Origin of the sequence: Pseudomonas sp. BN417 (genome assembly GCF_029871205.1) — a bacterium.
Classification (GTDB): domain Bacteria; phylum Pseudomonadota; class Gammaproteobacteria; order Pseudomonadales; family Pseudomonadaceae; genus Metapseudomonas.
Window position 1 is genome coordinate 42,628 of sequence record NZ_SSOJ01000067.1, and the last position, 21,383, is coordinate 64,010.

Below are 21,383 nucleotides of genomic sequence, written 5' to 3' on the forward strand. Positions count from 1 at the left end.
GCTAGCCCTCTCCAATGGCGAAGCCTTCGGCTCGCATCTTTTTCAGCAAGTCCTGCCAGCGCGACAGTTTCTTCGTGTCCCCGGCGCGCTTGGCGCCGGTGTAGAGCCCTTCGGCGTTGAAGGCGTAGACCGGCAGCAGGTCGGTACGCTGGGACGCAGGGCGGATTTCGCCGATCAGGTTGTCCAGCACCAGCGGATCGGCAGAGGGGCTCTTGTAGTAGGTGAGCACCATGTGTGCCTGGTTCTGTCGCAGGGCCTTGACGTAGGTGATGCGCAGCTTTTCGGCGGGGATGCCGAGGCGGCGCAGGGTGAAGTACTTGGCGATGGAGTAGTCCTCGCAGTCGCCGGCGCCTTTCACCAGGGCTTCGATGGGGGTGGCCCAGTAGTCGTTTTCGCGCCAGGTGCGGCCATCGTCGGTGAAGCGCAGCTGGCGGTTGAAGAAGTGGTTCACCGCGCTGAGCTTTTCGGCTTCGGGTAGCGCGACGCTGGCCTGGATCAGCTCGCTCCAGGCGAGGATGCGTGCCTTGGCGGGGCCCAGGTCGCCGTAGCGTTTCCCGGCGTTCTGCAGGATCAGGTCGAAGTCCCAGTTGGCCAGCACGCTGGCCAGGCAGAGCAGCAGGCCGGCGAGCAGGCAGGTGCCTTGCCATGCCAGCCACGAGGGTTGCCGCAGTCCCTTCGCCAACCACCGCTGCCGCATCAGCCACCCCTTCGCCCGGAATGCAGAGATTCTAGGCAGGCAATTCCGGGTTTGCCGGCCGTCTTGTGCGTTTCAGCGGTTGCGCAGGGTCTTCTGGCGCAGGATGTAGATGCTCACCAGCACTGCGCTGGTGAGCATGAACCCACGCGCCCAGGGCAAGGGCACGAGGTAGCAGGACAAGCTGATGCTCGCCCACATCAGGACCAGGGCGTAGACCTTGCCCTTGAGCGGGATGCCCTGGCCTTCCAGGTAGTCGCGGATCCAGGGACCGAGCCTGGGATGCTCCACCAGCCACAGGTAGAAACGCCGCGAGCTGCGCACGAAGCAGGCCGCGGCGAGGAGCAGGAAGGGGGTGGTGGGCAGCACCGGCACGAAGATGCCGATCACGCCAAGGGCGACGCTGAGCCAGCCGATGACCAGCAGCACCATGCGCAGCGCCGGGTGGCGCTGCTGCCGGATATCGCTGTGCGCCATCCGCGCGCCGGTCTTAGTGCTGGCGGGGCTTGAGCAGGGCGGGCTTTTCTTCCGGGGCGTTGCAGAGGAGGAAGAGGGCGGTCAGCAGTTCGGGGATCTGCTCGATCATCTCGTCCACCAGGTTGCGGTCCTTGGCAATTTCGGCGAACTCGGGTTGCTCGTCGAACAGGCCGGAACCGACCATGATTGGCAGCAGCAGTTCGCTGACTTCTTCCTCGGCGTCCTCGAACCAGGCGGCTTCGCGAAGGAAAACGCCTTCCATGAAGCCGATGCACCAACCGCGCAGGTCGGAATCGTCCGGATCATCACCCAGATCGAGGTCGCAAGGCATCTCCGGGTCCTCGTCGCTGGCCAGTTGGCGGGCGATGTGGGCCTTGAGCAGCACCAGGGTGGCTTCGATCTCTTCGCGCTCGGCGTCGCTGCGATAGTGCGGCGGCTCGGCGAACAGGGCGTCGATCCATTCCCGCTCGGACACCTGGTCCGGGCAGATCGACAGGGCGGTCAGGTAGCCGTGGGCGGCCACATAGTCCAGAGCTTCCTCGTGCAGATCGTCGGCGTCGAGAAAGGCTTGCAGGCGGGACAGTTGCTCAGCGAAGGACATCGTGGGACTACCTTGAGGAATAAACGACGCTGAATTCTAGTCGAGTGCGAGGCCTGCGGCAAAAGGCAGGACCGATGGGCGTGGGCATTTTGCCGCTGCGGCTGACGTATAATGCGCGGCTTGTTCCGGAGACCCCCATGCTCGACCAGGCACAGCGCATCCTCAAAGACGTATTCGGCTACGACGCTTTCCGCGGCAACCAGGCCGCGATCATCGAACGCGTGGCGTCCGGGGGCGATACCCTGGTGCTGATGCCGACCGGTGGCGGCAAGTCCCTCTGTTACCAGGTACCGGCGTTGCTTCGCAACGGCCTGACGGTGGTGGTTTCGCCGCTGATCGCGCTGATGGAGGACCAGGTCGCCACCCTGGACGAACTGGGCGTACCGGCGGTGGCGCTGAATTCCACCCTGTCGGCCGAGGCCCAGCGGGATATTGCCGAGCGCATCCGCCGTGGCGAGATCAAGCTGCTCTACCTCGCCCCCGAGCGCCTGGTGCAACCGCGCATGCTGGCCTTCCTGCAGCGCCTGGAGATCGGCCTCTTCGCCATCGACGAGGCCCACTGCGTGTCTCAATGGGGCCATGACTTCCGCCCCGAGTACCTGCAGCTGGGCCAACTGGCCGAACTCTTCCCCAATGTGCCGCGCATGGCCCTGACCGCCACTGCGGACATGCGTACCCGCGAGGAGATGGTCCAGCGCCTGCACCTGCAGAACGCCGAGCGCTTCCTCTCCAGCTTCGACCGGCCGAACATCTTCTATCGCATCGTCGCCAAGGATCAGCCGCGCAAGCAGCTGTTGGGTTTCCTCGCCGAGCGCCGTGGCGATGCCGGCATCGTCTACTGCCTGTCGCGCAAGAAAGTGGAGGAGGTGGCGGCCTTCCTCTCCGAGCAGGGCTTCCCGGCGCTGCCTTATCATGCGGGCCTGGCCAACGATCTGCGGGCCTACCACCAGAAGCGTTTCCTCAATGAGGAAGGGCTGATCATGGTCGCCACCATCGCCTTCGGCATGGGCATCGACAAGCCCAACGTGCGCTTCGTCGCCCACCTCGACCTGCCCAAGTCCCTCGAGGCCTACTACCAGGAGACCGGCCGCGCGGGGCGCGACGGCCTGCCGGCGGATGCCTGGATGGCCTACGGCCTGCAGGACGTGCTGCTGCTCAAGCAGATGCTCAGCAACTCCGAGGGCGACGACCGTCACAAACGCGTCGAACAGCACAAGCTGGACGCCATGCTTGCCCTCTGCGAGGAGACCCGCTGCCGTCGCCAGACGCTGCTGGCCTACTTCGACGAGGAACTGCCCAACCCCTGCGGCCATTGCGACATCTGCACCGACGGCGTGCAGACCTGGGACGCCACCGAGCCGGCGCGCCAGGCGCTCTCGGCGATCTATCGCAGTGGCCAGCGCTACGGCGTCGGCCACCTGGTGGACCTGCTGCTCGGCCGCGACAACGAGAAGGTGCGTGCCTCCGGCCATCAGCACCTCTCGGTGTTCGGCGTGGGCAAGGGCATGTCCGAGGCCGAGTGGCGCACCCTGTTCCGCCAGCTGGTGGCGCGTGGCCTGGCCGATATCGACCTGGAAGGCTACGGCGGCCTGCGTCTGACCGAATCCTGCCGTCCGCTGCTGCGCGGCGAAGTGCGCCTGGAGCTGCGCCGCGACCTCTCGGCCAAGGCCCCCAAGCCCGCCGCCAGCGCCGCCAGCCAGTTGGTGCGGAGCGAAGAGCGCGAGCAATGGGAAGCCCTGCGCACCCTGCGCCGCAAACTGGCGGAGGAGCACAGCGTGCCGCCCTACGTCATCTTCCCCGACGCCACCCTGCTGGAAATGCTGCGCAGCAAACCGCGCAGCCTCTCCGAGATGGCCCAGGTCAGCGGCGTCGGCGCGCGCAAGCTGGAGCGCTACGGCGAGGCCTTCCTTGAGGTGTTGAACGGCGCCGGCACTGCCGAAGCGCCCCGTGCCGTCACGGACTTGCGCCATGAACTGGTCAGCCTGGCCCGCGCCGGCATGACTCCGGCGCAGATCGCCCGCCAGCTCGACTGCAGCGAGAAGAACGTCTACAGCCTGCTCGCCGAGACCATTGGCAACCAGCAGCTGAGCCTGGAGCAGGCACTGGACCTGCCTGAGGAACTGCTCGGCGAGATTCAGGACGCCTTCCTCGACGGCGAGGGCGAACTGCCGCCGGTGGCGGAGGTGGCCGAGCTGTTTGCCGGCCGCGTGCCGGATGGCGTGCTGCACTGCGTGCGCGCGGCGCTGGTGGCGGAATTCGAGGCCTGATCGGGGCACGAGCCGGTAGTGCCGTAGGGTGGATCACGCTTCACTGATCCACCGTTGGAGCCTCACCGGCTGCGCTGGTGGATATGAAAAGCGATATCCACCCTACGGAATGGAGGGACCGCGCGAGTAGGGGACAGGTGTTGCGTCGGAATCATGACGGGGCAAAACGACGAACTTGTGACGCATCTCCCAACCAGCTAATGTGCGCCAGAGGCCTCCGGCAGAAGAGGTAGATGTGTCCTACAACAATCCAGCCTGGCTGAATGACGTCCGCCCCAATCCCTATGCCGACCAGCTGGCCCTGGGGTTTCGTCACTTGCGCTTCGCGCGTTCCCTGGAGCGCGAATACCGCGACTATTTCCTCGAAGAGAACTTCGACCTCAAGCGCATCGCCCTGAGCGTCGGCCTGTTGATCTGGCTGGCCTTCGCCGTGCTCGACTTCTACCTGGTCAGCAGCGAGACGCGCTGGTGGATGCTGGCCGTGCGCCTCGGCGTGCTCGGGCTGCTGCTGGCCTGCGGCGTGCTGATGGTCCAGCGCAGCCACCGGCACCTGCTGGCGCCACTCAGCCTGGTGTGCATCGGTGCCCTCGGCATAGGCGCCGGAGCGGTGGTGGCCATCGCCCACCGCAGCGACCCTTCCTTTCCTTATGAAGGGTTGTTGCTGGTGTGCATGGCGGCCTACTTCCTGGTGGGTCTGCGCCTGGTGGAGGCGCTGGCTGTCTCACTGGTGATACTGCTTGCCTATGTGGGGCTGGAGATCTGGGCCGGACTGCCGCTGCCGCGGTTGATCAACAACCTCCTGTTCCTGCTGTTCGGCAACCTGGCCGGAGCCGTCGGCTGCTACCTGCTGGAGTTCAAGTCCCGCGAGCATTTCCTCATCAGCCGCCTGATGCGCGTGCTGGCCGACCACGACAGCCTCACCGGCCTCTACAACCGCCGCAGCTTCAACCGCCAGCTGGAACGCCTGTGGCGCCAGGCCCAGCGCGAAGAGCACGGCCTGGCCCTGTTGCTCTGCGATGTGGATCACTTCAAGGCCTATAACGACCGCTACGGCCACCAGGCCGGCGACCAGGTGCTGCAGCAGGTCGCGCGGGTGCTGGAGGAAACGGCGCGCCGGCCGCTGGACATGGCGGTGCGCCTGGGCGGCGAGGAGTTCGCCGTACTGCTCTATGGCATCAACGAGCAGGAGGCGCGCAACTGCGCCGAGAAGCTGCGGGCCGCATTGGAGCACCGGGCAATCCGCCACGAGGCGTCACCTACCGCGCCGGTGCTGACCATGTCCATAGGCGTGGCCTGCGTGCGGCCGGTGCCGGGCATGGCCCTGGGCAGGCTCTACGAGCTCTATGAGCACGCGGACCGTGCGCTCTACGAGGGCAAGGCGTTCGGCAGGAACCGTGTGGTGGCCTAGTTGGTCGCTCCGGATGGCGCCGCCTGTGACTGTCCGCCGATTCGGCGGGTGCTAGCATCGCCGCTCCTACCGCCATGAGCGATCCGCATGGACAAGCTGATCCAGGCCGACGGCCAGCCGCATTACGGCATCTTTCCCGCTGCGCCGGGCCTCATCAACCACCGTGACTTCGACTTCCGCTCGCCCATGGGGCGCCGTCTCGGGGCGCTGGCCAAGTGGCGGCGCTTCCACCAGTTCCAGTACTTCGGCCTGATCAGCGACGAGCTGATCGGCGGCTGTGCCCTGGCCAACCTGAGCCTGGTGGGTATCGGCTTCGTCTATCTCTTCCATCCCGCCAGCGGGCGCATGATCGAGCGCCAGTTCAAGTTGCCGCTGGGCCTGGGCACCGAATTTTCGCAAACCCCGGATCAAGGCATCTGCCAGCTGCGTCAGGGACGCAACCTGCTGCGCCTGGAGAATCGCGCCGGGCCGAAGGAGAAACGGCTGCTCGTGGAACTGGATGACGGCACCCGTATAGATGCCTGCTTCAGCGAGCGGGAGCCGGCTTTCCAGCCGATGTGCATCTGTACGCCGACGGCCACCAATGGCTGGGTCTATGCGCAGAAGGTTGCCGGAGTCGCCTGTCGCGGTGAGGTGAGCTGCGCCCTGGGGGATTTCAACCTCGGGCGAATAGGCGCCTTTGCCCACCACGACTGGTCCGCCGGCTACATGCGCCCGGAAACCAACTGGAACTGGGCCTGCCTGTCGGGCATGGCCGACGGGCTGCGACTGGGCATGAACCTGTCCTGTGGCGTGAACGAGACCAGCTTCACTGAAAACTGCTTCTGGCTCGACGGCGAACTGCTGAAGGTGGACAGCGTGCGCTTTGCCTTCGATCGCAAACAACCGTTGGAGACCTGGACCATCGACTCCCATGACGGCCAGGTGGCGCTGACGTTCGAGGGCGAGGGGCTGCATCAGGAACGCTTGAACCTCGGATTCATTGCAAGCAATTTCAAGCAGGTGTTCGGTCGATTCAGCGGCACGCTGCGGCCGCCGGGGCGCCCGCCGGTACGGATCGATCGGATGTGGGGCTTCGTCGAGGACCAGTACGTGAAGTGGTAGGGCAGGGGGCTTGCTCGCGGCTTAAGGCTATGATTAGCTGGCTAATTATTAGTATAAGAAGTCCGAGTCAATTTCGATGTCCTACCCCGATCAACACCGTTTCGCCATGCAACTCGCCCAGATGTCCCGGGCGTGGCGCGCCGAACTCGACCGTCGCCTGCTCGGCATGGGCCTTTCCCAAGCCCGGTGGCTGGTGCTGCTGCATCTTTCCCGCTTCCAGGAATTGCCGACCCAGCGCGAGCTGGCCAAGAGCGTCGGCGTCGAAGGGCCGACCCTGGCGCGCCTGCTCGACAGCCTGGAAGCCCAGGGCCTGATCCAGCGCATGGCCGTCGCCGAAGACCGTCGCGCAAAGAAGATCGCTCTCTGTCCGCCGGCCCGTCCGTTGATCGAGAAGATCGAGAACATTTCCAGCCAGCTTCGTCAGGAGCTCTTCGCCGGTATCGACGAAGAAGAACTGCGCCGCTGCCAGCAGGTTCACGCGCGGATACTGGCGAACCTGGAACACCTCTGATGGGGCAGGATCTGGAGGCGCTGCACGGGCGCTTCGGCAGCCGCTATCCGCAATGGCTGCTGGGCCTCCTGATGCTCGGCAGTATGGCGATGATTCTCGCCTCCACCAGCATCAACGTCGCCTTGCCGGCGATCATGGCCGACTTCGATATCGGCCGGCCGCTGGCGCAATGGCTGTCCACCGGTTTCCTCGCCTCCATGACCGCCGGCCTCCTGCTCGCCGCCTGGTGCCAGGCGCGGCTGGGCGCAAGGCGCACTGTGCAGTTCGGCCTCGGCCTGTTCGGCCTGGCCTCGCTCCTGGCCCTGGTCGCCACGTCGGCCTGGCAACTGATCGCCCTGCGCATCCTCATGGGCACCTGCGCCGGCATCATCCAGCCCTTGGCCATGGTGCTGATCTTTCGCGTCTATTCCGACGGCGGAAGGGGCATGGCCCTGGGTACCTACGGCCTGGGCGTCATGGTCGCGCCGACCCTGGGGCCGACCATCGGCGGTTACCTGATCGACCATTTCGGCTGGGAAGCGGTGTTCTGGCTGCCCCTACCGCTCTGCCTGCTCGCCCTGATCGGCGCCCAGTGGCTGATGCCCAGCGACCGTGACCGCAGCACGCCAGGGGTGGATCTGCCGGCCTTTGCCTTGCTCAGCGTTGCGCTGTTCGCCCTGCTCGGCGCCCTGGCCGAGGCCCAGCGTTTCGGCTGGCTGGCTCCCAGCGCCTGGATTCCGGGATTGCTCGGCCTGGGTTGCGCTGCTGCCTTCCTGCGGCGCAGCCGTGTCTGTGCCCGACCCCTGCTGCCGTTGCAACTCTGGCGCCATGCGGCGTTCCGCCGGGCCAGCTGGGTTGCGCTGGCGCTGGGTGTGGGGCTCTACGGTTCCACCTACCTGATCCCGCTGTTCCTGCAGACGGTGGAAGGCTACAGCGCCGGCGAGGCCGGGCTATTGCTGCTGCCGACCGGTGTGGTGCTGGGGCTGTCCTCCTTTATCGGCGGCTGGGCCAGCGACCGCTTGTCGGCGGCCTCCATGCTGGTAGTCGGCCTGCTGGTGTTCGCGCTGTCTTCGGCAGCGCTGGGGGTGGTGGGGGCGGGTGCGTCCTTCCTGGTGCTTTGTGGCTGGGCTTGCGTCGGCCGCCTGGGCCTCGGGTTGCTCCTGCCGGCGCTGAGCACCGGTTCGCTGGATATCCTCACCCCGGAGGAACTGGCCCTGGGAGCGGGCGCCATCACCTTCGTCCGCCAGATGGGTGGCGCCTTCGGGATCAACCTGCTGACGTTCTTCCTCGAGTGGCGCCACGTCGCTGCCGGGGGCGATGCGCTGGCCGAGGCACTGGCCTTCGAACAGAGTTTCTGGCTGGTTGCGCTACTCTTCCTGGTGGCCGTGATACCTGCCTGGGGCGTGCGTCCTGCAAGGGTTTGAACGTGCAAATCGCACGATGAAAAATTTGTCAAGACCCTGGCGAAATCTTTCCTATAGTGGAGTAAGCTACAGCACATGTTTGTGGCCAGCTGCCATTACGGTGGGCGAGGGAGCAGGGAGCCCGCCATTACAGGTCTGCAGTGGGATGAATAAGGAGCGCCATCCCGCTATTATTGCTGTTTTAAGGTCAACGTATTTCGCGTCGCCTCGAGGATGCCCGGGCGGGACATCGGGGGTGCAACTCGTGGGTACGGATGGCCGGGGAGGACGTATGGCGAGGGTTCACAGGCTCCTTCTGACGCTTGCGTCAGGCTCTGCATTCTATTCAGGCCTGGTGCCAGCCTTGGGGCTAGGCGAAATCTCCCTGCACTCCGCCCTCAACCAGCCACTGGATGCCCAGATCGAACTGCTCGAGGTCGGCGACCTCGACAACAGCGAAGTCAAGGTCAGCCTGGCCTCGGCCGACGCCTTCGAGCGTGCCGACGTCGATCGCTTCATCTTCCTCAACGACCTGCGCTTCAGCCCGGTTATCCGTGGCTCCAGCAGCCATATCCGCGTGGTATCCAATAAGCCGGTCCTCGAGCCTTACCTGAATTTCATCGTCGAAGTGGCCCGCCCCAACGGCAAGCTGCTGCGCGAGTACACCCTGTTGCTGGACCCGCCGGGATCCGCCGCCTATACCGCCAGCGCCGCACCGGTCAGCCCCGCTCGCGCCGTTCCCGTCGCAACCAGGAGCCAGGCTCCGGTACAACCCAAACCCGCGCCCGCAGCCACGCAAGGCAAGCATTACCAGGTTGCACGGGGCGACAGCCTCTGGCTGATCGCCAAGCGCCTCAGCGCCGGCAGCGGCATGACCCAGCAACAAGTGCTGGATGGCATCCAGGCCCTGAATGCCCAGGCCTTCCCCGGTGGCGACATCAATCGCCTGCATGTGGGCCAGTCGCTGCTGTTGCCGGATGAAATTGCCGTTGCCGAAGTCCCTGCCGCTCCAGTCGCACCAGCCGCTGCTCCAATCGAGGCGCCGGCCCCGGTCGCCGCTGGTCCGAGCCTGACCGAGCTGACCCAGGCCCAGCAGCGGGTAGACTCCAGCCTGGAGCAGGGCGAAGCCGAGCGCGCACAGCTACGTCAAGACATCGCCGAACTGCAGGCGCGCCTGGAGTCCATGCAGCAGCAATTGAGCGGCAGTGATCGCGAGATGACCGAGTTGCAGGCCCAGGTCCAGAACATCACCGCCGAGCCGGTCGCCGCACCGATCAGCGAAGCTCCGCAAGCCAAGCCTGAGCCGGTGCTGGCCCTGATCCCGGCCGCCCAGGCCACCGAGCAGTTGGCACCGGCCCAGGCTGGTCAGTCCGGTATCAGTCCGTTCTGGTGGGTAATCATGTCGACCGGCCTGGTCCTGCTGTTCATCCTGGACTGGGTCCTGCTGCGCCGCTCCCGCCAGGAGAACCAACAGCAGGAGCTGGAAGAGGCCCAGACCACCGGCAAGGCCAAGGTGGCCTTCCAGCATCGCCAGGCTCACCTTCAGCCCGTCACCCCGGCCAAGCCGGAACTGGTGCCGGCCACCGTCAGGCCGGCGGTTGCGCTGCAACTCGTGCCGGCTCCTGCCGTCAAGGCCAGCCACGACGCCCTGGAAGGCGCCAACATCTACATCGCCTACGGTCGCTGGCGTGAAGCCTTGGGCGTACTGCGCCCGGCCATCGACCAGGAGCCAAAGCGCCTGGAACTGCGCTATCGCCTGCTGGAAGTCCTGGGCGAACTGCGCGACTCGGCGGCCTTTGCCCACGAAGAAGCCGCGCTGCGTGACCTGCAAGCCGACGAAGAGTGCATCGCGGCGATCCGTGCACGCTATGCCGAAGTCGGCCCGGCCAGTACTCCGGCCGAGCCCGTCTTCGTGCTGGATGAACTCTCGCCGATCGAGGTAAGCAACGAGCCCATCGATAGCCGGCAGTCCGACTTCGACGGCTATCCAATGGATGCCGACTGGGAACAGGTCAGCCCCTTCAAGACTGCCGAGCCCAAGCGCAAGGCTGCCGTTGTCCAGGCCTTCCCGACCGTGGAAGAGGATATCGGCTTTCCCGCCAACCTCCAGGAACTGCCGGAGGTCTTCGAGCTGACCCTGGACGCCGACACCCTGACGCCCTTCGGCGAACTGCCCGAACTGTCCCAGGCCGAAACCCTGGACGAATTCACCGCGGAATTCGTCGACCCCCTGGTCAGCCTGGAAGAACTGGACAAGCTGGATGCCCGCAAGGAAAACCTCATCAAGCTCAACCTGGCGCTCGCCTATATCGAACAGGGCAATATCGAGGCGGCCTGCAGCATCCTCAACGAGGTGATCAGCGAAGGCGACGACCAGCAGAAACAGGAAGCGCGTGACCTGCTGGCGAAGATCGCCTGAGCGGCTTCAGCCCGAATGAAAAAGCCCGGACCTGGTCCGGGCTTTCTTTTTGGGGCGGTGCAGAGTTGCAGGCAATTTCGTAGCCCGGATGCAATCCGGGAGGGTGGTGCGGTGATTCCCGGATTTCATCCGGGCTACGTTCTGGCGATTCCTACAGCGACCGCGATGCCGCCGGCTGCGCCAGTCCCATCATCCGCTTGGCGGCCAGCACCAGCCAGCAGGCGAGGATGAAGGGCGCGGTCATGGCCGGCAGGCCGATCAGGGCAAATCCTGGCTGCAGTACGACACCCAGCAATATGCCCGCCAACGCGCACCAGGGGCGGCGGAAGTCCTTGCCCAGGGCCAGGGCTATCAGTGCGCCATTGAGGCTGAACAGCCCACCCAGCACCGCCTGCATCGGCATGCCCATGAGCGACGCCAGGGCCAGGGCGGTGGCCGAGCCCAGAAGTGCCCAGAGCGCCGTCCGCCAACCGGCGAGGAAGAGGGCGGCCAACACGCAGGCGCCGGCCAGTGGCTGGTCGAGGAAGATCACTTGGCCGATACCTCGCACCACCGCCAGCGGCGTGTCGATCCAACCCGCCTGCAGCGGCGCCGCGGCCGGGGCGAAGGAGGGCAACAGTTCCAGCGGGCCGCCGAGGGCCAGCAGCAGCCAGCCGAGAGCGACGAAGGGAGAGGTGTAGGCCGGCAGCCAGCTGCGCTGGCGCACGGCTTTCAGCAATGGATTGAGCAGCAGGCTGGACAGGCCGCTGGCACAGATGATCAGCAGGGCGAGGTAGAGCGAGAGCTCGAAGCGGACGCTGAGCAGGAGGCCCAGGAGCACGCCGTTGTAGCCGTAGAGGCCGGCCTCTATGTCCTCACGGGCGTAGCGCCGGCGCACCGCCGTGAGCCAGCCGACCGCACCGCCGAGCAGGGCGCCGCCCAGCAGGTCCGGGGCGCCGATGGCGATGGCGAGCAGGATCAACGCGCCGCATCCGGGGTGGCGCTGGAGGAAGATCTGGCTGAAGCCGTTCAGTTGGGCGGAGGCCCAGCTACGGACTTCGGGTCGTAGTGGCAGTCGTTGCATGGCAGTTCAAAAAAAGAAGCGCCCTGGTGAGAGGGCGCCGATTAACTGGCGGTGGCCAGATGGGATTTCTTTTCCGCCCGGCATCGCGGCCGGTGCGGGGAGCGTGGGTTCTCTATGGACCCCGTCGCTCCGGACGTTTCATATCAATTCAGGGTTTCGATTCGCAGGCTGTTGGTAGTGCCCGGCTGGCCGAAAGGCACGCCGGCGGTGATCACCACGGTATCGCCACGCTTGGCCATGCCTTGGGCCTGGGCAATCTCCAGCGCGGTGCTGGTGACCTCCTCGACCTTGTGCAGGCGTTCATTGACGACCGAATAGATGCCCCAGGCCACAGTCAGGCGACGCGCGGTGTGGAGGTTTGGCGTCAGGCTGAGGATCGGTGCCTTCGGCCGCTCGCGAGACGCGCGCAGGCTGGAGCTGCCGGACTCGGTGTAGTTCACCAGGGCGGCCACCGGCAGGATGCCGCTGATGCGGCGGATGGCGCAGCTGATGGCGTCCGAGGCGGTGGCTTCGGCCTGCGGGCGGCTGACGTCGAGCTGGCTCTGGAAGTCGGGGCCGTTCTCCACCTGGCGGATGATCTTGCTCATCATCTGCACGGTTTCCAGCGGGTAGTCGCCGGAGGCGGTCTCGGCGGAGAGCATCACCGCATCGGTGCCTTCGGCCACGGCGTTGGCGACGTCGGTCACCTCGGCACGGGTCGGGGCCGGGGAGAAGCGCATGGATTCCAGCATCTGGGTCGCCACCACCACCGGCCGGCCGAGCTGGCGGCAGGTGCGGATGATGTCCTTCTGGATGCGCGGCACGTTCTCCGCCGGCACTTCCACGCCCAGGTCGCCACGGGCGACCATGATGGCGTCGCAGAGGCGGGCGATCTCTTCCAGGTGCACGACGGCGGAAGGCTTCTCGATCTTCGCCATGAGGAAGGCGCGGCCCTGGATCAGCTCGCGGGCCTCGACTATGTCTTCCGGGCGCTGCACGAAGGACAGCGCCACCCAGTCCACGCCCAGCTCCAGGCCGAAGTCCAGGTCGCGGCGGTCCTTGGCGGTCAGCGGGCTGAGTTGCAGCACGGCCTCCGGCACGTTGACGCCCTTGCGGTCGGACAGCTCGCCGCCGGCCACCACCTGGGTATCGACGCCGTCGGCCTGCTTGGCGATCACCTGCAAGCGCAGGCGGCCGTCATCCAGCAGCAGGTTCATCCCCGGCTCCAGGGCCGCGATGATTTCCGGGTGGGGCAGGTTGACCCGGCGCGCGTCGCCGGGCGTGTTGTCCAGGTCCAGGCGGAAGGCCTGGCCCCGCTCGAGGTTGACCTTGCCGTCGGCGAAACGGCCGACGCGCAGTTTCGGGCCCTGCAGGTCCATCAGGATGCCGATGGGGTAGTTCAGCTGGCGCTCCACCTCGCGCACCCACTGGTAACGCTGGGCGTGGTCGGCGTGCTCGCCGTGGCTGAAGTTCAGGCGGAACAGGTTGACGCCGGCCTCCACCAGTTGGCGGATGTCGTCGATGCCCTTGATCGCCGGGCCGAGGGTGGCGAGGATTTTTACTTTCTTGTCAGGCGTCATTTTCAGGGCTCTCGAGAATCAGGATGGCGCGGAAGTCGTTCACATTGGTACGGGTCGGTTCGGTGACGATGAGATCGCCGAGGGCGGCGAAATACCCGTATCCGTTGTTGTTGTCCAGCTCATCGCTGGACGAAAGACCTTGTTTGGTGGCGCGGGCGTAGCTGCACGGGGTCATGATGGCGCCGGCATTGTCCTCCGAACCGTCGATGCCGTCGGTGTCGCCGGCCAGGGCATAGACGCCCGGCAGGCCTTTCAGGGTATTGGTCAGGCTCAGCAGGAACTCGGCGTTGCGCCCGCCACGGCCGTTGCCGCGCACGGTAACGGTGGTCTCGCCGCCGGAGAGGATCACGCAGGGAGGCTTGATCGGCTGGCCATGCAGCACCATCTGGCGGGCGATACCGGCGTGGACCTTGGCCACTTCGCGGGATTCACCCTCCAGGTCGCCGAGGATCAGCGGGGTCAATCCGGCGGCGCGTACCTTCTCGGCGGCGGCGTCGAGGGATTGCTGCGGCGTGGCGATCAGCTGGAAGTGGCTGCGGGCGAGGCAGGGGTCACCCGGCTTGACGGTTTCCGAGCGCGGGTCCTGCAGCCAGGCGCGCACATGGGCCGGGATCTCGATTGCGTAGCGGGCGAGGATGGCCAGAGCTTCGGCGGAGGTGGTCGGGTCGGCCACTGTGGGGCCGGAGGCGATCACGGTGGCCTCGTCGCCGGGCACGTCGGAGATCGCGTAGGTGTAGACGGTGGCCGGCCAGCAGGCCTTGGCCAGGCGGCCGCCCTTGATCGCCGAGAGATGCTTGCGCACGCAGTTCATCTCGGAAATGGAGGCGCCGGATTTCAGCAGGGCCTTGTTGATCGCCTGCTTGTCCTTGAGGGTCAGGCCCTCGGCGGGCAGGGCCAGCAGGGAGGAGCCGCCGCCGGAGAGGAGGAAGATGACCCGATCGGATTCGCTGAGGCCGCTGACCAGCTTCAGCACGCGCTGGGCGGTTTCCAGGCCGGCGGCGTCGGGCACCGGGTGCGCGGCTTCCACCACTTCGATCTTCCGGCAGTCGGCGCCATGGCCGTAGCGGGTCACCACCAGGCCGGAAATCTCGCCCTGCCATTCACGTTCGATCACTTCGGCCATGGCCGCGGCAGCCTTGCCGGCGCCGATGACGATGACGCGGCCGGAACGATCGGCGGGCAGGTGGTCGGCCAGGACCTGGCGCGGGTGGGCAGCGGCGATGGCGGTGGCGAACAGGTCGCCCAGGAAGGCTTTGGGGTCGAGGGACATGGCACACTCCAGGTGTCTGGATTCTTGTTGTGGGGCGGCGTGCCGGCGAGCGGCGTCGCCGGGCGTATGTGGCCGATTTCAGTCCCGAACCGCCGCGCGCGCAGAGGCTCGGGACTGGAATCGACCTTCCTGGTCCTTGGCGCCGTGTCACCGCGGACCAGGAGGGTCGAAGGGGGTCGTAGGGCGGGTGGAGCGGGCGCCGGCCATCGCGGGAGCTGCCGGATCGATGGGCAGCGCTGACGCTCAACCCGCCCTACGAAACATCACTCCTCGCGAATCGAGAAGTTGGCCATGTGCTCCAGGCCCTTGATCAGCGCGGAGTGGTCCCAGTTGCTGCCGCCGATGGCTGCGCAGGTGCTGAACACTTGCTGGGCGTTGGCGGTGTTCGGCAGGTTCAGGCCCAGCTCGCGGGCGCCGGACAGGGCCAGGTTCAGGTCCTTCTGGTGCAGGCTGATGCGGAAGCCCGGATCGAAGGTGCCCTTGATCATACGCTCGCCATGGACTTCCAGGATCTTGGAGCCGGCGAAGCCACCCATCAGGGCTTCGCGCACCTTGGCCGGGTCGGCGCCGTTCCTGGCGGCGAACAGCAGGGCTTCGGCGACGGCCTGGATGTTCAGGGCGACGATGATCTGGTTGGCCACCTTGGCGGTCTGGCCGTCACCGTTGGCACCCACGCGGGTGATGTTCTTGCCCATGGCCTGGAACAGCGGCAGGGCGCGTTCGAAGGCGTTCGGGCAGCCACCGACCATGATGCTCAGGGTCGCGGCCTTGGCGCCCACTTCACCGCCGGATACCGGGGCGTCCAGGTAGGCGGCGCCGGTGGCCTTGATCTTCTCGGCGAAGGCCTTGGTGGCGGACGGGGAGATGGAGCTCATGTCGATCACGACTTTGCCGGCGCCAACGCCTTCGACAACGCCGTCCTTGCGGAACAGCACGTCTTCGACCTGGGGGGTGTCCGGAACCATGATGATGATGAACTCGGCTTCCTGGGCAACCTCTTTCGGGTTGGCCAGGCCAACGCCGTTGTCGCCCAGCAGATCAGCCGGCGCCTTGTCGAAATGCTCGGAGAAGAACAGGGTGTGGCCGGCCTTCTGCAGGTTCTGAGCCATGGGCTTGCCCATGATGCCGGTGCCGATGAATCCGATTTTTGCCATGGGATTTGTCCTCAGATTGCGTTGTGCGTCTTCAGCCAGCCAAGGCCAGCAACGGTGGTGGTAGCCGGCTTGTATTCACAGCCGATCCAGCCCTGGTAGCCGATGCGGTCCAGGTGCTCGAAGAGGAAGCGGTAGTTGATCTCACCGGTGCCCGGCTCGTTGCGGCCCGGGTTGTCGGCGAGCTGCACATGGTTGATCGCGGCGAGGTTGGACTCGACGGTGCGCGCCAGGTCTCCTTCCATGATCTGCATGTGGTAGATGTCGTACTGCAGGAACAGGTTGGCACTGCCGACCTTTTCGCGGATGGCCAGGGCCTGCCTGGTGTTGTTCAGGTAGAAGCCGGGGATGTCGCGGGTGTTGATGGCTTCCATCACCAGCTTGATGCCGGCGGCCTCGAGCTTCTCGGCGGCGAACTTGAGGTTCTCGACGAAGGTCTGCTCGATGGTCGCGCAGTCATGGCCTTGCGGACGGATGCCGGCCAGGCAGTTGATCTGGGTATTGCCCAGTACCTTGGCGTAGGCGATGGCCTTGTCCACGCCGGCGCGGAACTCTGCCACGCGGTCGGGGTGGCAGGCGATGCCACGCTCGCCCTTGCCCCAGTCACCGGCGGGCAGGTTGAACAGCACCTGCTGCAGATTGTTGGCGTCCAGGCGGGCACGGATTTCCTCTACCGGAAAATCGTAGGGGAAGAGGTATTCGACACCGCTGAAGCCGGCTTCGGCGGCAGCGGCGAAACGGTCCAGGAAGTCCACTTCGGTGAACAGCATGGAGAGGTTGGCAGCAAAACGGGGCATGAATGTCTCCTTCTTGTTCCTCGCTCCCGCAAGCGGAAGAGGGGAGGTGAAGCCCCTCTCCTGCCACGAACAGGAGAGGGGTGTCAGTCAGTCCAGCAGCGAGATGGCGGTCGGGGCGTCGGCGCCGCTCTGGGCCAGTTCCTCGAACTCGTTGATCGCGTTGATCTCGGTACCCATGGAGATGTTGGTGACACGCTCCAGGATGACCTCGACCACCACCGGTACGCGGAACTCTTCCATCAGCTGCTTGGCCTTGGCGAAAGCGGCTTGCAGGTCGTTGGCGTCGTGCACGCGGATCGCCTTGCAACCCAGGCCCTCGACCACCGCGACGTGGTCGACGCCGTAGCCGTTGAGTTCCGGTGCGTTGACGTTCTCGAAGGACAGCTGCACGCAGAAGTCGATCTCGAAGCCGCGCTGCGCCTGGCGGATCAGGCCCAGGTAGGAGTTGTTCACCAGCACGTGGATGTAGGGCAGGTTGAACTGCGCACCCACGGCCAGTTCTTCGATCATGAACTGGAAGTCATAGTCGCCGGACAGCGCCACGACCGGACGGGTCGGGTCGGCCTTGACCACGCCCAGGGCTGCCGGAACGGTCCAGCCCAGTGGGCCCGCCTGGCCGCAGTTGATCCAGTGGCGCGGCTTGTAGACGTGCAGGAACTGCGCGCCGGCGATTTGCGACAGGCCGATGGTGCTGACGTAGCAGGTGTCCTTGCCGAAGAACTCGTTCATCTCTTCGTACACGCGCTGCGGCTTGACCGGCACGTTGTCGAAGTGGGTCTTGCGCTGCAGGGTGCGCTTGCGCTCGCGGCAGGCTTCGACCCAGGCGCTGCGGTCCTTCAGCTTGCCGGCGGCCTTCCACTCGCGGGCGACTTCGAGGAAGGCGTCCAGGGCCGAGCCGGCGTCGGAAACGATGCCTAGATCCGGGGTGAACACACGGCCGATCTGGGTCGGTTCGATGTCCACGTGGATGAAGCGGCGGCCTTGGGTGTAGACGTCAACGGAGCCGGTGTGGCGGTTGGCCCAGCGGTTGCCGATGCCGAAGACCAGGTCGGATTCCAGCATCGTGGCGTTGCCGTAGCGGTGCGAAGTCTGCAGACCGCACATGCCGGCCATCAGCGGGTGGTCATCGGGAATGGTGCCCCAGCCCATCAGGGTCGGGATGACCGGTACGCCGGTCAGTTCGGCGAACTCCACCAGCTTGGCCGAGGCGTCGGCGTTGATGATGCCGCCACCGGCGACCAGCAGCGGACGCTCGGCGTCGTTCAGCATGGCCAGGGCTTTCTCGGCCTGGATGCGGCTGGCGGACGGCTTGTGGACCGGCAGCGGTTGGTAGGCGTCGATGTCGAATTCGATCTCGGCCATCTGCACGTCGAACGGCAGGTCGATCAGCACCGGGCCGGGACGGCCGCTGCGCATTTCATAGAAGGCCTTCTGGAAGGCGTAGGGCACTTGGCCCGGCTCCAGGACGGTGGTCGCCCACTTGGTCACCGGCTTGACGATGCTGGTGATATCGACGGCCTGGAAGTCTTCCTTGTGCAGGCGTGCACGCGGGGCCTGGCCGGTGATGCAGAGGATCGGGATGGAGTCGGCGGACGCCGAGTACAGGCCGGTGACCATGTCGGTGCCGGCAGGACCGGAGGTGCCGATGCAGACGCCGATGTTGCCCGGGTTGGTGCGGGTGTAGCCCTCGGCCATGTGCGAGGCGCCTTCGACGTGACGGGCCAGTACATGGTCAATGCCGCCGATCTTGTTCAGGGCCGCGTACAGCGGGTTGATGGCGGCGCCGGGGATGCCGAACGCGGTGTCGATGCCTTCGCGGCGCATCACCAGGACGGCGGCCTCGATTGCTCTCATTTTGGCCATGTTTTGTGCCTCTTTCTTGTGAGAATTGTATACAAGCTACGTGGCTGGATTCTATTCAGCAGCTGACTGAAGGGTCAAGGCCATTTGTGAGGCTAAAGGTCGCAGGGCAGCGACTCTTTTAAAACGCCCGTTTCACGGGCCTCTCCAGGGATGGTCAGGATGCCGACGACACTAATGTATACAAAAAATAATGTGATTGTATCTATCTGTTGATTTTTTTGTGTTCGGTGGGATAGTGAGCTACAGCTTTCAGACGCATCGCAGGACGGGCTGGAAAACGCCCGCATGGCCGCAGGAGTGCACTGACTCTGGCCCGGACGACGCCGCACAAGGTTCAACCACTCACGAGGAACGCTTGAAAATGACCACTCTGACCCTGGAAACCGCTGTGAGCATTTCCAACCACGCCCTGGCCACTGGTCGGGAAATGCGCACGGCGCCGCTGACCATCGCCGTGCTGGATGCAGGCGGCCACCTGATCACCCTGCAGCGCCAGGACGGCGCCAGCATGCTTCGGCCGCAGATCGCCATCGGCAAGGCGTGGGGCGCCGTGGCCCTGGGCAAGGGCTCGCGCCTGATCGCCGCCGACGCGCAACAGCGCCCGGCCTTCATTGGCGCGGTGAACAACCTGGCCGACGGCAATCTGGTGCCGGCGCCGGGTGGTGTACTGATTCGCGATGCCCAGGGACAGGTGATCGGCGCCGTCGGTATCAGCGGCGATACCTCGGATATCGACGAGCAGTGCGCGGTGAGCGCCGTGGAAGCGGCCGGCCTGAAGGCGGATGCCGGCGCGGCGTGATGGCTGAAGGGGGCTGCTGCGCAGCCCTCAGCGAATGAATTCGCCCCCACAGGGTTGGTGCCAGCCGGCGCCTACCTTGTGGGGGCGAAAACGTTTTCTGTAGGGGCGAATTCATTCGCCAGGCAGTCCGAAGGACTGCCCGCTGAGGGTGCCAGAGAATCTTGTGGGAGCGGGTCGGCCTCAGGCGCTCTTGGCCTGGGGCTTCTCTTCCACTTCGCAGCCCTTGATCACCAGGCGGATGATGGTTTCCGCAGCGGCATCGTAGTCGGCGTCGCTGAGGCTGGCCTTGCCGGTGACGGTGGAGATCTGCCAGTCGAAGTCGGCGTAGGTCTGGGTCGCGGCCCAGATGCTGAACAGCAGGTGGTGGGGGTCGACCTTGGCCATCAGGCCCTGGTCTATCCAGCGCTGGATGCACTCGATGTTGTGCTTGGCCTGTTCGTTCAGCTGCGCGGTCTGCTCGGGGGAAAGGTGTGGCGCGCCGTGCATGATCTCGCTGGCGAACACCTTGGAGGCGTAGGGCAGTTCGCGGGAGATGCGGATCTTCGAGCGGATGTAGGCGGTGAGCACCTCGAACGGGTGGCCGGCCTGGTTGAAGGGCGCGGAGGCCTGCAACAGCGGCTCGACGATGCTCTCCAGCACCTCGCGGTAGAGGTTTTCCTTCGACTTGAAGTAGTAGTAGACATTGGGCTTGGGCAGGCCAGCCTTGGCCGCGATGTCGCTCGTCTTGGTGGCGGCGAACCCCTTGTCGGCGAATTCCTCGCTGGCCGCGCGCAGGATCAGGTCTCTGTTGCGCTCGCGAATGCTGCTCACATCGGCTCCTTGTTTGGCTCGCCAGGGCGCCAGAAAGGCCGGCTGGCGAGAGGTCGGGCATGTTAGCATCGGGTTCGCGGCGCTCTCAAGCGAGCCACTGGATGAATTTCCTGTATACAAAACAAGACGTTTCTGTTTCCATTCGGCATCCGTCCATGTCGCCGGTGTCCTGACCGGTGCGTGCTGCGGCAGGCTTCACCATGCAAGACAACCACTTGCTCGACCCTTTCGGGCGTCGAATTTCCTATCTGCGTCTCTCGGTCACCGACCGTTGCGACTTCCGTTGCACCTATTGCATGAGCGAAGACATGGTCTTCGCTCCCCGGGCGCAGATCCTCAGTCTGGAAGAACTTTACGCCGTGGCCGATGCCTTCATCGGACTCGGGGTCACCCGCATTCGCATCACCGGCGGCGAGCCGCTGGTGCGCAAGGGGCTGACCTCCCTGCTGACCCGCCTGGGCAAGCGCAATGAGCTGGAAGACCTGGCCATCACCAGCAACGGCTCCCAACTCGGGCACATGGCCGCCGAGTTGCGCGAAGCCGGCGTCACCCGCCTGAATATCAGCCTCGATTCCCTGCAGCGCGACCGTTTCGCCGCCTTCACCCGTCGCGACCGCCTCGACCAGGTACTGGCCGGCATCGATGCCGCGCGCGCCGCGGGCTTTCGCCGGATCAAGCTGAACACCGTGGTGCAGAAGGGCCGCAACGACGACGAGGTGCAGGACCTGGTGGCCTTCGCGGTGGAGCGTGGCCTGGATATCAGCTTCATCGAGGAGATGCCGCTGGGCAGCATCTCCAGCCACGAGCGCAAGGTTACCCTTTGTACCTCGGAGGAGGTGCGCGAACGGATCGAGCAACGCTTCCGGCTGCTGCCCAGCAGTCACCGTACCGGCGGCCCGTCACGCTACTGGCAGGTGATCGGCAGCGACACCCAGGTCGGCTTCATCTCACCCCACAGCCGCAACTTCTGCGGCGACTGCAACCGCGTGCGCGTCACCGCCGAAGGCAAGCTGGTGCTCTGCCTCGGTCACGAGGGCGCGCTGGACCTCAAGGCTCTGATCCGCCGCCATCCCGGAGATGGCCAGCGACTGCGCGCGGCGTTGATCGAGGCCCTCAGGCTCAAGCCGGAGCGGCACTACTTCGATGCTGCCGAACAAGTGCAAGTAGTCCGTTTCATGAGCATGACCGGCGGCTGACGGCCCCCCGCG

At 65.6% G+C, this 21,383-nt stretch carries 18 protein-coding genes; 8 read left to right on the forward strand and 10 right to left on the reverse strand.

What is annotated here, in order from left to right:
* Position 1: 1 nt before the first annotated feature.
* The 3 genes from lapG to E8F11_RS06780 all read right to left on the reverse strand — a co-directional run bounded on the left by lapG (position 2) and on the right by E8F11_RS06780 (position 1,772).
* Positions 2 to 697 (reverse strand): cysteine protease LapG, encoded by a 696-nt coding sequence (gene lapG / locus E8F11_RS06770; RefSeq protein ID WP_280288069.1) that lies wholly within the window; start codon positions 695 to 697, stop codon positions 2 to 4.
* 72 nt (positions 698 to 769) lie between these two features.
* Positions 770 to 1,171 carry a YbaN family protein gene (locus E8F11_RS06775; RefSeq protein WP_280288070.1) on the reverse strand — a complete coding sequence of 134 codons (402 nt, stop codon included), beginning with the start codon at positions 1,169 to 1,171 and terminating at the stop codon, positions 770 to 772.
* A 13-nt stretch (positions 1,172 to 1,184) separates the two neighbouring features.
* The gene (locus E8F11_RS06780) at positions 1,185 to 1,772 is read right to left on the reverse strand and encodes a YecA family protein (protein WP_280288071.1); all 588 of its coding nucleotides are present in this window, start codon (positions 1,770 to 1,772) and stop codon (positions 1,185 to 1,187) included.
* Between the two features lie 137 nt (positions 1,773 to 1,909).
* Here E8F11_RS06780 and recQ point away from each other — a divergent pair, with 137 nt between their 5' ends.
* From recQ to E8F11_RS06810, 6 genes are all read left to right on the forward strand, one after another.
* Positions 1,910 to 4,039 carry a DNA helicase RecQ gene (recQ, locus tag E8F11_RS06785; protein ID WP_280288072.1) on the forward strand — a complete coding sequence of 710 codons (2,130 nt, stop codon included), beginning with the start codon at positions 1,910 to 1,912 and terminating at the stop codon, positions 4,037 to 4,039.
* A gap of 235 nt (positions 4,040 to 4,274) precedes the next feature.
* Entirely contained in the window at positions 4,275 to 5,447 is a 1,173-nt protein-coding gene (locus E8F11_RS06790; protein ID WP_280288073.1) for a GGDEF domain-containing protein, read from the forward strand.
* Between the two features lie 87 nt (positions 5,448 to 5,534).
* Positions 5,535 to 6,551 (forward strand): DUF2804 domain-containing protein, encoded by a 1,017-nt coding sequence (locus E8F11_RS06795; RefSeq protein WP_280288074.1) that lies wholly within the window; start codon positions 5,535 to 5,537, stop codon positions 6,549 to 6,551.
* A 76-nt stretch (positions 6,552 to 6,627) separates the two neighbouring features.
* Positions 6,628 to 7,062 (forward strand): MarR family transcriptional regulator, encoded by a 435-nt coding sequence (locus E8F11_RS06800; protein WP_280288075.1) that lies wholly within the window; start codon positions 6,628 to 6,630, stop codon positions 7,060 to 7,062.
* Complete coding sequence (locus E8F11_RS06805) at positions 7,062 to 8,465, forward strand: DHA2 family efflux MFS transporter permease subunit (protein ID WP_280288076.1); 1,404 nt, start codon at positions 7,062 to 7,064, stop codon at positions 8,463 to 8,465. Before E8F11_RS06800 ends, E8F11_RS06805 begins: the two co-directional genes overlap by 1 nt.
* Positions 8,466 to 8,799: 334 nt before the next feature.
* Entirely contained in the window at positions 8,800 to 10,863 is a 2,064-nt protein-coding gene (locus E8F11_RS06810) for a FimV/HubP family polar landmark protein (RefSeq protein WP_348529759.1), read from the forward strand.
* 151 nt (positions 10,864 to 11,014) lie between these two features.
* Here the strand turns inward: E8F11_RS06810 and E8F11_RS06815 are convergent, their stop codons facing one another.
* The 6 genes from E8F11_RS06815 to gcl all read right to left on the reverse strand — a co-directional run bounded on the left by E8F11_RS06815 (position 11,015) and on the right by gcl (position 18,566).
* Positions 11,015 to 11,926, reverse strand: coding sequence for an urea transporter (locus tag E8F11_RS06815; protein ID WP_280288078.1), 912 nt, complete (start codon positions 11,924 to 11,926; stop codon positions 11,015 to 11,017).
* 143 nt (positions 11,927 to 12,069) lie between these two features.
* Entirely contained in the window at positions 12,070 to 13,485 is a 1,416-nt protein-coding gene (gene pyk / locus E8F11_RS06820) for a pyruvate kinase (protein ID WP_280288079.1), read from the reverse strand.
* On the reverse strand, positions 13,475 to 14,755 hold the full coding sequence (locus tag E8F11_RS06825; RefSeq protein WP_280288080.1) for a glycerate kinase: 1,281 nt from the start codon (positions 14,753 to 14,755) through the stop codon (positions 13,475 to 13,477). The genes pyk and E8F11_RS06825 overlap by 11 nt, the downstream gene beginning before the upstream one ends.
* A 263-nt stretch (positions 14,756 to 15,018) precedes the next feature.
* Complete coding sequence (locus E8F11_RS06830) at positions 15,019 to 15,909, reverse strand: 2-hydroxy-3-oxopropionate reductase (protein WP_280288081.1); 891 nt, start codon at positions 15,907 to 15,909, stop codon at positions 15,019 to 15,021.
* 11 nt (positions 15,910 to 15,920) lie between these two features.
* Positions 15,921 to 16,703, reverse strand: a complete 783-nt coding sequence (hyi, locus tag E8F11_RS06835) for a hydroxypyruvate isomerase (RefSeq protein WP_280288082.1) — start codon at positions 16,701 to 16,703, stop codon at positions 15,921 to 15,923.
* A gap of 87 nt (positions 16,704 to 16,790) precedes the next feature.
* Positions 16,791 to 18,566: a glyoxylate carboligase gene (gene gcl / locus E8F11_RS06840; RefSeq protein WP_280288083.1), complete on the reverse strand. Its 1,776-nt coding sequence runs from the start codon at positions 18,564 to 18,566 to the stop codon at positions 16,791 to 16,793.
* Positions 18,567 to 18,927: 361 nt separating this feature from the next.
* Here gcl and E8F11_RS06845 point away from each other — a divergent pair, with 361 nt between their 5' ends.
* Positions 18,928 to 19,365 (forward strand): heme-binding protein, encoded by a 438-nt coding sequence (locus E8F11_RS06845; protein ID WP_280288084.1) that lies wholly within the window; start codon positions 18,928 to 18,930, stop codon positions 19,363 to 19,365.
* 180 nt (positions 19,366 to 19,545) lie between these two features.
* Here the strand turns inward: E8F11_RS06845 and E8F11_RS06850 are convergent, their stop codons facing one another.
* Positions 19,546 to 20,175 (reverse strand): TetR/AcrR family transcriptional regulator, encoded by a 630-nt coding sequence (locus E8F11_RS06850; protein ID WP_280288085.1) that lies wholly within the window; start codon positions 20,173 to 20,175, stop codon positions 19,546 to 19,548.
* A gap of 200 nt (positions 20,176 to 20,375) precedes the next feature.
* Between E8F11_RS06850 and moaA the strand changes: the two genes are divergently transcribed.
* Positions 20,376 to 21,371, forward strand: coding sequence for a GTP 3',8-cyclase MoaA (gene moaA, locus E8F11_RS06855; protein ID WP_280288086.1), 996 nt, complete (start codon positions 20,376 to 20,378; stop codon positions 21,369 to 21,371).
* The last annotated feature ends 12 nt before the right edge of the window (positions 21,372 to 21,383 follow it).

What these genes read in the sequence shown, in the direction of transcription:
- E8F11_RS06830 (WP_280288081.1), bottom strand. Translation starts at nt 15,909, where the DNA reads ATGGCAAAAATCGGATTCATCGGCACCGGCATCATGGGCAAGCCCATG.
- E8F11_RS06805 (WP_280288076.1), top strand. Translation starts at nt 7,062, where the DNA reads ATGGGGCAGGATCTGGAGGCGCTGCACGGGCGCTTCGGCAGCCGCTAT.
- E8F11_RS06825 (WP_280288080.1), bottom strand. Translation starts at nt 14,755, where the DNA reads ATGTCCCTCGACCCCAAAGCCTTCCTGGGCGACCTGTTCGCCACCGCC.
- E8F11_RS06800 (WP_280288075.1), top strand. Translation starts at nt 6,628, where the DNA reads ATGTCCTACCCCGATCAACACCGTTTCGCCATGCAACTCGCCCAGATG.
- moaA (WP_280288086.1), top strand. Translation starts at nt 20,376, where the DNA reads ATGCAAGACAACCACTTGCTCGACCCTTTCGGGCGTCGAATTTCCTAT.
- E8F11_RS06815 (WP_280288078.1), bottom strand. Translation starts at nt 11,926, where the DNA reads ATGCAACGACTGCCACTACGACCCGAAGTCCGTAGCTGGGCCTCCGCC.
- E8F11_RS06775 (WP_280288070.1), bottom strand. Translation starts at nt 1,171, where the DNA reads ATGGCGCACAGCGATATCCGGCAGCAGCGCCACCCGGCGCTGCGCATG.
- hyi (WP_280288082.1), bottom strand. Translation starts at nt 16,703, where the DNA reads ATGCCCCGTTTTGCTGCCAACCTCTCCATGCTGTTCACCGAAGTGGAC.
- recQ (WP_280288072.1), top strand. Translation starts at nt 1,910, where the DNA reads ATGCTCGACCAGGCACAGCGCATCCTCAAAGACGTATTCGGCTACGAC.
- E8F11_RS06795 (WP_280288074.1), top strand. Translation starts at nt 5,535, where the DNA reads ATGGACAAGCTGATCCAGGCCGACGGCCAGCCGCATTACGGCATCTTT.
- pyk (WP_280288079.1), bottom strand. Translation starts at nt 13,485, where the DNA reads ATGACGCCTGACAAGAAAGTAAAAATCCTCGCCACCCTCGGCCCGGCG.
- E8F11_RS06845 (WP_280288084.1), top strand. Translation starts at nt 18,928, where the DNA reads ATGACCACTCTGACCCTGGAAACCGCTGTGAGCATTTCCAACCACGCC.
- E8F11_RS06780 (WP_280288071.1), bottom strand. Translation starts at nt 1,772, where the DNA reads ATGTCCTTCGCTGAGCAACTGTCCCGCCTGCAAGCCTTTCTCGACGCC.
- gcl (WP_280288083.1), bottom strand. Translation starts at nt 18,566, where the DNA reads ATGGCCAAAATGAGAGCAATCGAGGCCGCCGTCCTGGTGATGCGCCGC.
- lapG (WP_280288069.1), bottom strand. Translation starts at nt 697, where the DNA reads ATGCGGCAGCGGTGGTTGGCGAAGGGACTGCGGCAACCCTCGTGGCTG.